We start from the raw sequence: 13,840 nt of genomic DNA on the forward strand, positions 1-13,840 counted from the left end.
TGATTTTAAATGATTTTATTTTGACTGTGTCAGAAGTTTGTCATTTGCGGAATTCAGGCGGAATGGGCAGCTCGTTGGCGAGCGGATTGGGGCGCCGGCCACGACCACGGCGGAACTTCTTGAGCTGATACACATAGGCCAGCACCTGAGCCACCGCGGCAAACAACCCTTCCGGTATCTCGTGACCTATCTCGGTGGAGTGAAAGATGGCACGGGTGAGCCCGGGAGAGGGCATGGTGGGGATCTCGTATTCCCTTGCTATCTCCCTGATCTTCATCGCGATTTCGTCAGTACCCTTGGCCACTACCTTGGGGGCGGCGCCCGGCTTGTCGGTGTCATATTTGAGTGCCACCGAGTAGTGGGTCGGGTTGGTGATGACCACATCCGCCTTGGGCACATCTCCCATCATGCGGCGCATCGCCATCTCCATCTGCAAGCGGCGGATCCGCCCCTTCACCTCGGGCTTGCCCTCGCTGTCCTTGAACTCGTCCTTGATCTCCTGCTTGGTCATCTTGAGCTGGCGCATGTGATTCCACTGCTGGAACGGCACGTCGATGGCCACGATGGGGATGAGGGCGCAACAGAGGATGATCAGCATCCACAGCAGCAGATCCAGCGCATCTATGATGCCGCCCGGATAACCCTCCAGGGAGAGGTTGAGCAGGTGGTTGAACTGGCTCGACAGCATCCACCAGGCAAACAGGGTGATGAACACCACCTTGGCGATGGACTTGATAAGCTCAACCAGAGACTGCACCCCGAACATCCGCTTGAGGCCGTTGAGCGGGCTCAGCTTGCTCCACTTGGGCAGCATGGCTTCGGAGGAGAAATTCATGCCCCCCATCAGGGTGTTGCCGACGAAAGCCGCGATGGCCACCAGCATGAACAGCAGGCCGAGCGGATACATCAGCTCCCTCAACAGGGTGGGAAGCATGACCCCCATGGCGTTGGGATCGAAGGCCTGATCCCGATCAAGCGTGAAACCTATGGTGAGGATCTTGACCATGGCGCTGGCCAGACTCTCCTTGATCATCAAGAGACCAAAGACAGCCGCCAACAGCACGCTGGCGGTACCCAACTCCTTGGAGCGTGCAATCTGCCCTTTTTCCCGGGCCTGTTGCAGTCGTTTGCCCGTGGGTTGTTCGGTACGTTCCTGATCGGTATCAGCCATGCTGCTGACCTCCGACACGCTGGAGCTTGCTCAGTTGTACTCGCCCCCGGAGGGAATCGAGTCGTTCGCTACCCAGCTGTACGCAATCAGCCACTCTGGCCACCGAAGCACTGGATGTTGATGAGCTCGCAACTGGTCTCCTGCACCCGCTCCCACATGGAGTCGAAATGACCGAGGAAGCCGCCGATGGTGAGCCACAGGATAAGCAGCCCGGACATCATGCTGACCGCAAAACCTATGCTGAAGATGTTGAGCTGTGGCGCTGCCCGTGTCATGACGCCGAACGCAAAGTTGATGAGCAGCAGTGCGATGATGGCCGACAGCGCCATCACCAGCGAGGCCTGGTACATGACCCCCAGGAATCCGGCCAGACTGCGGATGGCGGGCAGGGTGAGCCCGGCATCTGAGACCGGCAAGGTATCAAAGCTCAGCACCACCATGCGCAGCATGATGAGGTGACCATCCACCGCCAGAAACACCAGGGTCGCCAGCATCAGGTAGAACTGGCCCACCACGGGGGCCGACTGGCCATTCATGGGATCCACCAGGGTGGCAAAGCCCAAGCTGGTCTGCATGGCGATGATCTGACCGGCCATGACGAAGCTCTCCATCAGAAACTGGGTCATGAGGCCAAGCGCAATGCCGATGAGCAACTGCTGGGTCAGCACCAAAAAACTGCCGACGGAGAACAGCTCTATCTTGGGCATCGGGGGCAGCAGGGGGGCGATCATGAAGGTCAGCGCCAGCGCCAACCCGATACGAATGCGGGCCGGTGTCAGGCGACTGCCAAACACCGCCATCACCATCAACAGACCGCTCACCCGTGCCAACGGCCAGAGAATGGAAGACAACCACTCCATGATGAGAGCAGTCGTGTAGGTCATCTCACTACCCCGGGAATGGCGTGGCAGGTCGCCATCAGCGAGCCGCCAGAAGAGGTCCCAGGCGCTTGCCGGGCATGGATCATCCCACCACCTCGGGAATTTGGCTCACCATCAGCAAAAAGAAGTCCATCAGACTCTGCAAGCCCCAGTGTGCGCCCGCCCCCAGGGCAAACAGGGTAACGATGAGACGAGGAAGGAAGCTCAGGGTCTGTTCGTTGATGGACGTCGCGGCCTGAAAGATGGCCACCAGCAGGCCGACAAACAGGCTGGGCAGGATCACGGCGCACACCATGATGGTCACCAGCCAGAGCGCCTCGCGAAAGACATCGATAAAGGTTTCCGGACTCATGCTGCCTGCTCCTTGCGTTTGTCCGAGTTAACCACCGGCACCCAGCCCGATGCTGTTGGCCAGGGAGCCCGGGATCAGGTTCCAGCCATCCACCATGACGAACAGCATCAATTGGAATGGCAGGGAGACCAGCACCTGATTGAAAGAGAGCATCATCCCGCCCCCAGCCCGAAGCTGTTGGCCAGGGAGCCCAGGATCAGGTTCCAGCCATCCACCATGACAAACAGCATCAGCTTGAACGGCAGGGAGACCAGCATAGGAGAGAGCATCATCATCCCCATGGCCATCAGGATACTGGCCACCACCAGATCGATCACCAGGAAGGGCAAAAACAGCATGAAGCCTATCTGGAAGGCTGTCTTCAGCTCGCTGGTGACGAACGCCGGGATCAGCACCCGCAACGGCACATCGGCAGGCTTATCTACCTGCACGTTGGCTATCTCCATGAAAGTGTTGAGATCCTTGATCCGGGTCTGAGCCAGCATGAATTGATGGATGGGCAGTTCGGCCTTCTCCAGCGCCTCCTTGGCCTGGATTGTCTCGGCCAGATAGGGCTGCAGCGCCTCTTTGTTGATGCGATCCAGCACGGGCGACATGATGAAGAACGACATGAAGAGGGCGATACCGATCAACACCTGGTTGGAGGGACTCTGCTGCAGACCGATTGCCTGGCGCAGTATGCCCAACACTACGATGATGCGGGTAAACGAGGTCATCATGATGACCATGGCCGGCAAGAAGGAGAGCGCCGTCATCAGTGCCAGCACTTGCAGGGTCAGGCTGTATTCCTGACTGCCATCCGCCATGGTCTTGATGGTCACAGCCGACATGCCACCCTGGGCCAGTGCCAGCGGCGAAAAGAGAACCAGGGGTACCAACAGGCCGACCAGCAGTCCAAGCTGTGACCATAAGCGGTTAGTTTTTTTCATGCTTGCCCATCAATTTGCCAAGCTGCTGGGAAAACGCCTGGGGCTGGCTCTCGTCCAGCGGCGCCTCCAGGCGATAGAGGAAGTTGACCTGCTGCGGCGTCACCCCGATCAGCAGCTGCTGTTCGCCTACCTTGACCACCAGCAGCTTCTCCTTGTAGCCCACCGGCAAGCTGGCGATGACCCGCATCTGGCCGCCCCCCATGACGGTGGCTATCTTGCTCTTCTTGAGCAGAAAGCCCAGCACCAGAATGAGGCCTATGACCATCAGACTGGAGAGCAGCCAGGAGGTGAGGCTGGGGGGATTGACACCCGCACCGGGATTGGCCAGTGCAGGGAGGGAGAACAGCAGTAACGGAAACGCGCGGATCATTTGAGTGTTGTGATCCTTTCGGCCTGATTGATGATGACACCGGTCAGCGCAATGGTTCTGGTCATTTGAGTTTCTTGATCCTTTCAATCTGACTGATAACGTCCGTCAGACGGATACCGAACTTGTCGTTCACCACCACCACCTCGCCGTGGGCGATCAGGGTACCGTTGACCAGCACGTCCAGCGGCTCGCCTGCCACCCGATCCAGTTCCACTACTGAGCCCTGGTTCAGCTGCAACAGGTTGCGGATGCTGATCTGGCTGCGGCCCACCTCCATGGCAATGGTGACCGGAATGTCGAGTATGGTGTCGAGCTTGCGCCGCTCCTCGGCACTGATAGGGGCGTCATCGGTCAACTCCTCGAGGGGAGCAGGCTTGGCTTCGGCAACCACCTGCTCTTCCAGTGCGGCTGCCCAGGCGTCCGCCATCAGATCCTCTTCATCAGTTCCGCTCATCTTGCTTCCTTATGCTGCTTCATGACCGTCTGTCGTGACAGGCAGTCCCTGTTTATCGCTGTTGATCTTCGATGCTGCGCTCGAGCTCTTCCAGCTCGGCCTCACCATCGATGCGTATGCCGCCCCGGGTCACCAGATGCATCTCTGTCTTGACCCCTTCCGGGCGTTTGAGTTTGTCGGTAATCTTGAGCGCCACATTCTCCTTGGTCCGCCCCATCTTGGCGTGAAAGGTGGGCAAATCTTCCACATAGACCAGCAGGCTCTCCGGCATTTCCACCGGGATGATGTCGCCGGGTCGCAACTCCATCAGCTCGCGCAGGGTCAGATCCGTTTCCAGCAGCTTGGCTCTGAGCTCGACCTTGACGTCCATGATTTCGTCACGCAGCGCCTTGCTCCAGCGCACATCTGTGTCACCCTTGTCGCTCTGCACACCGGCATCCAGCAGCTCGCGGATAGGCTCCAGCATGGCGTAGGGCATGGCCACGTGGAAATCTCCGCCACCGCCATCGAGCTCGATGTGGAACGAACTCACCACTATCACCTCGGTGGGGCTGACGATGTTGGCCATGGCCGGGTTCACCTCGGAGTCGAGGTATTCGAAGCCGACGTCCATCACGGGCGCCCAGGCATCCTTGTAATCCTCGAACACCAGCTTGAGCAGCATCTGGATGATGCGCCGCTCGGTGGGGGTGAATTCGCGCCCCTCGATCTTGGCGTGATAACGGCCATCACCGCCGAAGAAGTTCTCCACCAGGATGAACACCAGGCGGGCTTCCATAGTGATGAGGGCCGTGCCCTTGAGCGGACGGAAGCGCACCATGTTCAGGCTGGTCGGCACGAACAGGGTGTGCACGTATTCGCCAAACTTGAGCATCTGCACACCGTTGATGGAGACCTCGGCGGTGCGGCGCATCATGTTGAACAGGCTGATCCGCATATGGCGGGCAAAACGCTCGTTCACCAGCTCCAGGGTCGGCATGCGACCACGGACGATGCGGTCCTGAGAGGAGAAGTCAAACTGGGCGACGCCGGGATCTCCCGCCGCGCCTATCTCTTCCTCTTCGACATCATCGACACCGTGCAAGAGGGCATCAATTTCGTCCTGACTTAACAGATCGCTCACGCATCACCCTTATTGCATTACAAAGCCGGTAAACAGCACTTGTTCGATAACGGGGGAAGAAACCAGGTCATTGAGCACCCGACGGCTCTCTTCCAGTGAATCTTTACGCAGCTTCTCCTTGCCTTCAAAGGTCGTCAGCTGCTCGCTGGTCGCTGCGCTGAAGACCCGCAGCAGGGTGCCTTCGATCAGGGGGATATTCTGCTTGGCCAGGGTCTCATCGGCGGCGCCACGCACCATCAACTGGATCTTGATCTGCACCAGTCTATCCCGCTGGCCACCCGAGACGTTGAACACGAAGGGGCGCGGCATGCCTACGTAGAGCGAGGGCTGGGGCGCCATCTCCTTGGGCTGGGCATCCTTCCCTTCCGCCGAAGCTTCGGCCGCCTTGTCGCCACCGGACAGCATCAGCCAGGCACCGGCACCACCGCCACCCAGCACAATCACGGCCAGGGCGACTACCATGATCAGCTTCTTTTTCTTGCCTGCCGCCGGGTCTTTCAGCGTCAGTTCGTTATCATCTGCCATCCCTTGTCCACCCTAGTCTCAAACTTGTTCGATATCATAAACTTACTCAGGCTGGCATCAAGCATAGAAATCAATTCCGCTGTCGTTTGTCGATTCCATCAGCAAACGACGGCCTGCAGCAGTGACCTCAGCCTCAGTTTGGCCTGTTTCGGCAAAAGAACCGCTCTCTTTTTGACCTTGCTGGCCCTGTCCGGCAAATGCCGACTGACCCTGTGACTGTTGCTGCGACTGCTGTTGCACTATGGTCTGGCCGAGCTGAATGCCCTGCCCGGCCAGCATATCACGCAGCCGTGGCATGGCCTGCTCCAGCATTTCGCGGGTCTGACCATGTTGTACCACGAAGTGCACGTTGGCTTGGCTGTCGGCGCCAATCTGGATCTGGATCTTCATCTTGCCAAGGCCAAGGGGGTCGAGCTGGATCTCCGCCTGTTGCAACTTGTCCGCCAGCATCAGATTCACCTTCTGGTGCAGCTGGGCTGGCGCCTCCGGATTGGCCAGCTTGAGGTGTGGCAGATTCTGGGGATCGCGCCGCGCCGCTATGTCGACCGTGGGCTTGCTGTCGTTGTTGGGCGCCTGGGGTTGGCTGTTCTGCTGCACCTGCTGACTGTGGTTACTGTCATGGGGGCTGGACTCGGTCCCGGGGGTACTGCCTTTGCCAAACTCGGCTACCTTCTGCTTCACGTCCACCTTGACCTCGGTCCTGACCTTGGGAGACTCGCGCTCTTCACTGGCCTCCATCTGCTTGATCCCGGCCGACAAGGCACTCAGCGAGGCCTGTGGCCCCTGGGATTCACTGCTGGCAAGCACCTGTTGCTGTACCGTCAACTCGGGGTCGGCTGGCGGCTGGGCAGCCGGCGCTGTGGCGCTGCTGGTAGCGGCGGCCAGCGGACTCTCTGACTTGGCGGCGGTGGCCGCCTTGGCCTGCTCGCCCCCCTCGGCAGCGCCCCGGGCCTGAGCGCTGTCCGCCGAGCGAGTCGTCTCTGTGTCGGCCCGTTCCTGACCCGTTTCCAACACGGCGGTCGCCTGGGTGGGCACGGCCTGCTGGGGATGTGCCTTCTCGCCCCCCTCCTTGTTGCTCATGGGAGGAATGACGGGTTTGGCGCTGGCATCGACGGACTTGCTCCCCTCACCTTTGGCGGCCATGGCGGCGGTATCGGTAGCATCGCTCTCCATGGCCTGCGCCTCGCCCTCTGCTGCCGGCACCTCGACCCCTTCCCCCTTGAGCAGGCTTGCTGCCTGTTGTGCCAGCAAGGCGGCGCCGGTGGCTGCTTTCCTGTCATCCAGGGTAAGTGGCTTGTCACCCGCGCCAACGAGAACGTCGGCAGCTTCGGCGCCCTCCCCCTCTTGCGGCAACATATTGCCGTCCGTGTCCACGGCTGGCGCGGTCACAACTAGGTTAAGGGACGTCGGGGAGACAAGACTGGTGTCCTGCTTGAGGGCATCTTGCAGGCGCTGTAAGAAATCATTGGGAGAGGCACTGCTCTCGGCCTCCTCCGTTTTTTTCTTGTTATCGTCGATGGCCGCCGTGCCTTCGGCATCATTCGCCAAAGATTTGGCATCGGCGTGCTTGTCACTGGCGCGTTTGTCACCGGCCACCTGGTCAGTAACGACCTGACCAGCGGCCTTCGGCTCCATCGCAGCCGTCTGAGAGCCCTTGGTCACCGGCGCTCCCGCTGTCCGAGCCTTGGCCATCACATCGGAGAAACCGCCTTTCGGCTCCCCCTGTGGTGTCCGTTCGCCGCTATCGGTGGCAGGGGGGATCGGAGCACTCTTGTCGGCAGGCGCAGCAGCCTGAACGGGAGGGGGTGGGGTTAGCAGTGTCTGCATCATGATGACAATCCCTGACGACAATCGGGTTCTGGCGCGGCCCTCACGAACGCGATGGCGGTGAGGCGCACACTGGATGGGCACAATAAAGCAAGTTACAGGCCAGAATGATGGAAGCGGCGCAGCATGGCGTACTCATCCAGCATCTTCTGCTCCTGACGCTGGGCCTTCTGCTGCTCACGCCCGGCCTGCTTGGCCAGCAGCAACTCCAACGCCTTGCGCCTCTGCTGGGCGGCCAGCCACTCTTCCCGCCGCAACGCCAGTGCCTGGCGCACCTGCAGCACACCTTCGTACTGTTGGGTGGCCGCTTGCTCGAGCTTGTTGATAAAGGCGTGGTACTGGGCATTCTGCTGGGCAGCTATGCCCTGCAGACCGCGATCTGTCCACTGCTGATGGTAGATTTGGCGATACTGGTTGAGCGCCTCCTGCTGCTCCATGAAGATTTTCAGATCCTGCTGGGCCTTCGCCAACGCCAGCGCCGCCTGCTGTTCGGCCTCCACCAGCCGCTCGGACAACATCACCAAGCCTTTACTCATGACAACCTTCCCTCTTCATCCTATCGTCAACGCATCAGGGGCATGGCCACCAGCTGCAGGGATTGCAGGCCCTCATCGTAGTGAATGACCTCGCGCATCCCCTGCTGCAAGAACTGATCCAGATAGGGTTTTTGAATGATGGCGCGATCGATGCGGGGATCCGATCCCTGGCTGTAAGCGCCTATGGTGATGAGATCCCGGTTCTGCTGATAGAGGGAGTAGAACTGCTTGAGGGTACGCGCCAAGTCCATATGTTCCGGCGAGGTCACCATGGGCATGACCCGGCTGATGGATTTTTCGATGTCAATGGCCGGGTAGTGGCCCGCATCGGCCAGCTCGCGCGACAGCACGATATGACCATCCAAGATAGCCCGCGCCGCATCGGCGATAGGGTCTTGCAGGTCATCCCCCTCGGTCAGCACGGTGAAAAAAGCGGTGATGGAACCCTGGCCGTCACTGCCGTTACCCGCCCGCTCCACCAGCGCCGGTAATTTGGCAAATACCGAGGGCGGATACCCCTTGGTCGCTGGCGGCTCGCCCACTGCCAACGCGATTTCACGCTGGGCCTGGGCGTAACGGGTGAGGGAGTCCATCAAGAGCAGCACGTTAAGCCCCTGATCGCGAAAATACTCGGCAATGGCGAGCGCAGTTTCGCACCCCTTAAGGCGCATCAGGGGCGAGGCGTCGGCCGGGGCCGCCACCACCACGGAGCGGGCACGCCCCTCCTCCCCCAGAATATCTTCAATAAACTCTTTGACTTCCCGGCCCCGCTCACCAATAAGACCCACCACCACCACGTCCGCCACCGAGCCACGGGTCATCATCCCGAGCAGCACCGACTTGCCGACGCCTGAACCGGCGAACAGTCCCATCCGCTGGCCCTGACCCACCGTCAGCACGGCGTTGATGGCGCGCACCCCTACGTCCATCGGCTGATGGATAGGACGACGGGAGAGCGGATTGATGCGGTGCTGGGCAAACTGCACCGTCTGGGAGGAGAGAATGGGACCGAGGCCATCGAGTGGCTGGCCGATACCGTCGATGACCCGGCCAAGCAGGTTCATACCAACCGGGATGCCGTGCTCCTCTGTGATGGGCACCACCCTGGCACCGGGGATCACCCCCTTGAGCTGCTCGCTCGGCATCAGAAACAGACGATCGCCGGAGAAGCCCACCACTTCGGCCTCCAGCATCCCATCCTGGGTATCGATGCGACAGAGGGCACCAATGGCGGCGCGGCAACCGATGGCTTCCAGCGTGAGGCCCACCACCCGGGTCAACTTGCCAGCGACAGGTGGCTTGGGCGCGATATCGCGCACCCGATACCCTTGCAACCGAGTGAGTAACGAGCCGCTCATCTGGCCTCCTGAAATGCGATATTGAGATGGGTCATGCTGGCGGCGGGTGGTTACACCTGTCCGCCGCCGGTTATGCGTGATTGTCCCGCAAAAAGTTGCGCAGCAGCTGATCGATGCGTCCCGACAGCGTCAGGTCAATGCTGGAGAGTTCGGTCGCCAGCTGCAAGTCGCCAGGAGAGAGGGTGGGATCACTTTGCAGCCGCCAGTGACGCTTGGCGCACTCTTCCACTCCGAACGCCTGCTCGACCCGGGTTATGTCATCAGGATGCAGCATCAGGGTAACCCCCTGCTCGGCGGCAGGCAGCAAAGCCAACCCCTGTTTGAGGGCCTCTAACAGTATGCGGGGAGACGTCTCTGCCTCGTGCCGGATGAGGGCGCGGGTCAGCTGCAGCATCAGGGCGATGAGCTGCTGCTCCACAGCCTGATCCAGCTCGCTGAGGGGGGTGGCGAGACGATCGACCAGTGACTGCCAGTGAGCCAGTTGCTGATCCACCAACTCGCGGCCCATGGCCAGTCCCTCCTCCTTGCCCTGCTCCAGCCCGGCGGCATGACCCTGTTGCAAGCCTTCCAGCTTGCCCTCTTCCAGCCCCTTGGCAAAGCCGGCGGCCTGGCCTTCGGCCATGCCCTCGTCCCAAGCGGCCTGACGGATCGCTTCCAGCTCTTCTGCCGTGATACTGGGGACCGGCTCCTCTGCGGGCTCCTCAACCGGCGCCTCTGCCTCCTGCCGATACCAGTCCGGCGTCAACCCGAGGGCATTGGTCTCGACCTCGGACTCGACCTCCATCTCGGGCCAGCCCCAGGCCTCGACCCGAGCATCCTCCCCATCGGGACGTACATAGCCACGCAGCTTGTTGTTCATGCTTTAGAGGCGCTCCTCGCCAGCACCGGATGTGGCACGGCGAAACTGTAGAGTTGATAGTCCATGGTTTAGAGGAACTCCTCGCCGCCACCGGCACTCAGCATGATCTCGCCAGCATCCGCCAGACGGCGGGCGATGGAGAGGATCTCTTTCTGGGCCGCTTCCACTTCGGAGACCCGGATTGGCCCCATGGCCTCCAGATCGTCTGCCAGCATTTCGGCCGCCCGTTTGGACATGTTCTTGAAGATCTTCTCGCGCATCTGATCGTCGGAACCCTTGAGGGCGCGCTGCAGCAGATCCCCCGGCACTTCCCGCAGCATGGTCTGAATGCCGCGGTCGTCCACATCGATGAGGTTTTCGAACACAAACATCAAGTCCTGGATCTGCTGGCTCATCTCTTCGTCCGAGTCGCGGATGGAGTCCATCAGCTGGCCTTCGATATTGGTATCCAGGTAGTTCATGATGTTGGCCGCCGCCTTCAGGCCGCCCATCTTGGCTGCCTGGGCGCCAGCCGCACCGGCAAACTGTTTCTCCATGATGTCGTTCAACTCTTGCAACGCTGCCGGTTGTACCTCTTCGAGGTTGGCGATCCGCATCACCAGATCCAGACGCACCTGCTCCGGGAACTGACTCAGGATCTCGGCAGACTGCTCCGGTTCCAGATAGGAGAGCACTATGGTCTGGATCTGCGGGTGTTCGTTCTGGATGATGCTGGCTACCTGGCGGGCATCCATCCACTTGAGGGAATCAAGACCACGGGCACCGGAACCCAGGATGATCTGATCCACCAGGTTGCTGGCTTTGTCTTCGCCAAGGGCTGCCACCAGCGCTTTGCGCACGAAGTCTTCACTGCCGATACCTATGTTGGTGTACTTCTGGATATCGTCGATGAATTGACGGTGTACCGCCGCCACCCGATCGTGACTGAAGTCGGACATTGAGGCCATCGACATACCGAGCCGTTGCACCTGCTTGGGCTCGAGATGACGGAAGATCTGGGCGGCATCCTCTTCGTTGAGGCTCAGCATCAGCACAGCCGCCATCTCCATCCCGCTCATCTGGTCCAGGATTTGGCGCTGGCTGTCGGTAATGTCATTGCCAGTGACTTGGGTCTTATTATCTTCAGGCATCTTTGTTCGTTACCCATTCTTTAATGACCTGTGCGGCCAGATCAGGTTCGTTCGCCACCAGCGCACGTACCGCCTTGAGCAAGTCCTCGTCACGGTGCAGATCCGGCAGTTTCAGATGGCCGTCACGTACCCCGAACACCGGCTCTGACTCGGCCTGAGCGGCCAGCAGACTGAGCTCGTCATCCCCACCCAGCACTATGCTGTTGTCCAGGTCCAGATCCCCTTCCGGACGTGCATCCGGGTAGAGCAGGCGTTTGAGCATGGGGCGCACGACTGTCACGATCAACACTATGATGACCAGCACGGAGGCGGCGATGCGCACCGCGCGCCAGAACCAGGGCTGCTCGTAGATGGGTGCGGCGGCCACGCTCTCAAACTCTGGCCGGTTGAACGGGATGGCGACCACTTCCAGCGTATCACCTCGGGTCACATCAAAGCCAAGCCCACCGCTCAGCAAACGGCGCAGGGTATCGAGCTCTGCCTGGCTGCGCGCCTCGCGGGTCACCTTGCCATCGGCGGCGGTAGCGGGTTTGTAATCCACCGCGACCGAGACCGTCATGCGGCGAATGCCCCCCATCTGGCGCCGGATATGGCTCACTGTGGTATCCAGTTCAAAGTTGCGGGTCGCCTCCTTGCGGGAGCGGCCGGAAGCCGCGGCGCTGGCACCATCAGCTGCGGCGGTCTGCTCGGGAATGTTGGAGGCGGCAGGCGGCTGGTTGGAGAGGGCACCTGGTATGCCACCGCCGCCATTGGCGCTGTTCTCTTCCAGGGTCATCTCGGAGCGCACGGCCGGCAGGTCCGGGTTGAAGGTCCTGCGGGTCTGTTCCTGCTGGGAGAAATCGAGGGAGAGGTCGACCTCCGCCGTATAATTGTCGGCGCCAAGCACGGGGATCAGAATGGCGTCAATTTTTTGTTTGTACTCCACCTCCTGCCTCTGCTGCATCGCAAACTCCTTGCGAGTCTGGGCAGAGATGGGATCCTGGGAGCCCGAGTTGAGCAAGCGGCCGTTCTGATCGGTCACGGTGACACGAGTCGGCTCGAGGCCATGCACGGCAGAGGCGACCATGTCGACGATGGAGTCCACTTCCCCCTGGCCGAGGGCGTTGCCCTTGAGGCTCAGCACCACAGTTGCACTGGGCCTGCGCTCGTTGCGAGCGAACACGTTGTCCTTGGGAATTGCCAACAGCACCTGGGCCTTGGCCACGTTCTGGAACTGCTCGATGGCGCTCGCCAGCTGACGCTCGCGGCTCAGTTTGAGACGCTCCGTCTCCATGCGCTGGCTGACGCCAAAGCTGGAGTCCTTGAGCAGAATGGACTCGCCATCGTTGCTGGCATCAGTATTGCTGGCAAGGCCGGCACGAGTCAGGCGCAGGCGGATATCAGCATATCTTTCGGCTCTGACCAGCACGCTCTTGCCATCCACCTCATAGGGGATCCGCTGCTGATCGAGGAAATCGAGGGTCTTGACCAACTCCTGGGTGGTAAAGGTGCCGAGGGGACGCATGTCCGGCTCCTTGCCCCACAGCAGGATAAACACCGCAATGGCCAGACAGATGGCAAGTCCCAGGATCAGGGTGATTTGCCGCAGCACATCGGTGTTGGACAGGAAGCCGAGTGCGGAACTCTTCTGCTCATTCTCATCGAGGGCGGCAGTGCCCTCATCGTTCATCAGCAGGTCGCCGTTTTGGTCATTAGCCACGATTTATGTCCTTATTGCTGACATCTTCATGATGTTCAGTAATCACTTATACCGGCATGTTCATGATGGTCTTGTAGGCATCGACCATCTTGTTGCGCACCTGTACCGTTGCTTCGAAAGCAATAGAGGATTTTTGGCCGGCGATCATCACATCGGACAGATCGACTGACTTGTCGCCCATATCGAAACGGGTACGCAGATCATTGGCCGCGCCTTGCAGCTCGTTGACGTTGCCGAGCGCCTGCTGCAGCAACTGACCAAAGTCAGAAGTGACCTCACGGCCGGGCTGTGCCAGTGGCGTGGCACCCGCTTCGATCTTGAGCGCCTGCATCTCTTGCATCAGGCTGCTTGCACTAATTTCCATATCTCATCCCCAGACAAATCATTGACGCTGGCATCCAGTAAGCAATTAGAGTGCCAATACACTTAGAGTGTGGTGAGAATGAGTGGCCAGACCAGGATAGGCGGGTTCGACAAGTGCCAGTGGCTCTGATTAAATCCGGCGCAGGTGCCTAATGCAAGTCAGTTAAGATAGTTTGAGTCCCAACCCGCGAGGTATAAGGGCTAAAGAGTGAGGGAGGCATGATGCCTCCCTCTTTTTATTGGGTACCAGTCAGGGCAAAGGT

The 13,840-nt window shown here is 60.1% G+C and carries 16 protein-coding genes; all 16 read right to left on the minus strand.

Annotated elements, in window-relative coordinates:
* Positions 1–40: 40 nt before the first annotated feature.
* The 16 genes from flhB to fliE all read right to left on the minus strand — a co-directional run bounded on the left by flhB (position 41) and on the right by fliE (position 13,578).
* Positions 41–1,171: a flagellar biosynthesis protein FlhB gene (gene flhB, locus BN1129_RS01755; RefSeq protein ID WP_042034097.1), complete on the minus strand. Its 1,131-nt coding sequence runs from the start codon at positions 1,169–1,171 to the stop codon at positions 41–43.
* A gap of 86 nt (positions 1,172–1,257) precedes the next feature.
* Positions 1,258–2,055 (minus strand): flagellar biosynthetic protein FliR, encoded by a 798-nt coding sequence (gene fliR / locus BN1129_RS01760; RefSeq protein ID WP_042034099.1) that lies wholly within the window; start codon positions 2,053–2,055, stop codon positions 1,258–1,260.
* Between the two features lie 79 nt (positions 2,056–2,134).
* Positions 2,135–2,404: a flagellar biosynthesis protein FliQ gene (gene fliQ / locus BN1129_RS01765; protein WP_042034100.1), complete on the minus strand. Its 270-nt coding sequence runs from the start codon at positions 2,402–2,404 to the stop codon at positions 2,135–2,137.
* A 27-nt stretch (positions 2,405–2,431) separates the two neighbouring features.
* Positions 2,432–2,560 (minus strand): hypothetical protein, encoded by a 129-nt coding sequence (locus BN1129_RS23005; RefSeq protein ID WP_157013223.1) that lies wholly within the window; start codon positions 2,558–2,560, stop codon positions 2,432–2,434.
* On the minus strand, positions 2,557–3,333 hold the full coding sequence (gene fliP / locus BN1129_RS01770; protein ID WP_042034101.1) for a flagellar type III secretion system pore protein FliP: 777 nt from the start codon (positions 3,331–3,333) through the stop codon (positions 2,557–2,559). Before fliP ends, BN1129_RS23005 begins: the two co-directional genes overlap by 4 nt.
* Positions 3,320–3,703 carry a flagellar biosynthetic protein FliO gene (fliO, locus tag BN1129_RS01775; protein ID WP_042034102.1) on the minus strand — a complete coding sequence of 128 codons (384 nt, stop codon included), beginning with the start codon at positions 3,701–3,703 and terminating at the stop codon, positions 3,320–3,322. Before fliO ends, fliP begins: the two co-directional genes overlap by 14 nt.
* Before the next feature lie 61 nt (positions 3,704–3,764).
* Positions 3,765–4,157, minus strand: coding sequence for a flagellar motor switch protein FliN (gene fliN, locus BN1129_RS01780; RefSeq protein ID WP_042034103.1), 393 nt, complete (start codon positions 4,155–4,157; stop codon positions 3,765–3,767).
* A 52-nt stretch (positions 4,158–4,209) separates the two neighbouring features.
* Positions 4,210–5,280 carry a flagellar motor switch protein FliM gene (gene fliM, locus BN1129_RS01785; RefSeq protein ID WP_042034104.1) on the minus strand — a complete coding sequence of 357 codons (1,071 nt, stop codon included), beginning with the start codon at positions 5,278–5,280 and terminating at the stop codon, positions 4,210–4,212.
* A 9-nt stretch (positions 5,281–5,289) separates the two neighbouring features.
* On the minus strand, positions 5,290–5,805 hold the full coding sequence (gene fliL / locus BN1129_RS01790; protein WP_042034105.1) for a flagellar basal body-associated protein FliL: 516 nt from the start codon (positions 5,803–5,805) through the stop codon (positions 5,290–5,292).
* A 57-nt stretch (positions 5,806–5,862) separates the two neighbouring features.
* Positions 5,863–7,635 (minus strand): flagellar hook-length control protein FliK, encoded by a 1,773-nt coding sequence (locus BN1129_RS01795; RefSeq protein WP_042034106.1) that lies wholly within the window; start codon positions 7,633–7,635, stop codon positions 5,863–5,865.
* A 92-nt stretch (positions 7,636–7,727) separates the two neighbouring features.
* Positions 7,728–8,168: a flagellar export protein FliJ gene (gene fliJ / locus BN1129_RS01800; protein ID WP_042034107.1), complete on the minus strand. Its 441-nt coding sequence runs from the start codon at positions 8,166–8,168 to the stop codon at positions 7,728–7,730.
* A 26-nt stretch (positions 8,169–8,194) separates the two neighbouring features.
* Positions 8,195–9,526: a flagellar protein export ATPase FliI gene (fliI, locus tag BN1129_RS01805; RefSeq protein WP_042034108.1), complete on the minus strand. Its 1,332-nt coding sequence runs from the start codon at positions 9,524–9,526 to the stop codon at positions 8,195–8,197.
* Positions 9,527–9,596: 70 nt separating this feature from the next.
* Positions 9,597–10,385 (minus strand): flagellar assembly protein FliH, encoded by a 789-nt coding sequence (fliH, locus tag BN1129_RS01810; protein WP_042034109.1) that lies wholly within the window; start codon positions 10,383–10,385, stop codon positions 9,597–9,599.
* 68 nt (positions 10,386–10,453) lie between these two features.
* A complete protein-coding gene (gene fliG, locus BN1129_RS01815) occupies positions 10,454–11,515 on the minus strand; it encodes a flagellar motor switch protein FliG (RefSeq protein ID WP_042034110.1) in 1,062 nt (353 codons plus the stop codon).
* Positions 11,508–13,214, minus strand: coding sequence for a flagellar basal-body MS-ring/collar protein FliF (gene fliF / locus BN1129_RS01820; RefSeq protein ID WP_042034111.1), 1,707 nt, complete (start codon positions 13,212–13,214; stop codon positions 11,508–11,510). The genes fliG and fliF overlap by 8 nt, the downstream gene beginning before the upstream one ends.
* 46 nt (positions 13,215–13,260) lie before the next feature.
* On the minus strand, positions 13,261–13,578 hold the full coding sequence (fliE, locus tag BN1129_RS01825; RefSeq protein ID WP_042034112.1) for a flagellar hook-basal body complex protein FliE: 318 nt from the start codon (positions 13,576–13,578) through the stop codon (positions 13,261–13,263).
* Positions 13,579–13,840 lie beyond the last annotated feature (262 nt).

The sequence above is a fragment of the Aeromonas popoffii genome (assembly GCF_000820025.1).
Classification (GTDB): Bacteria; Pseudomonadota; Gammaproteobacteria; order Enterobacterales; family Aeromonadaceae; genus Aeromonas; species Aeromonas popoffii.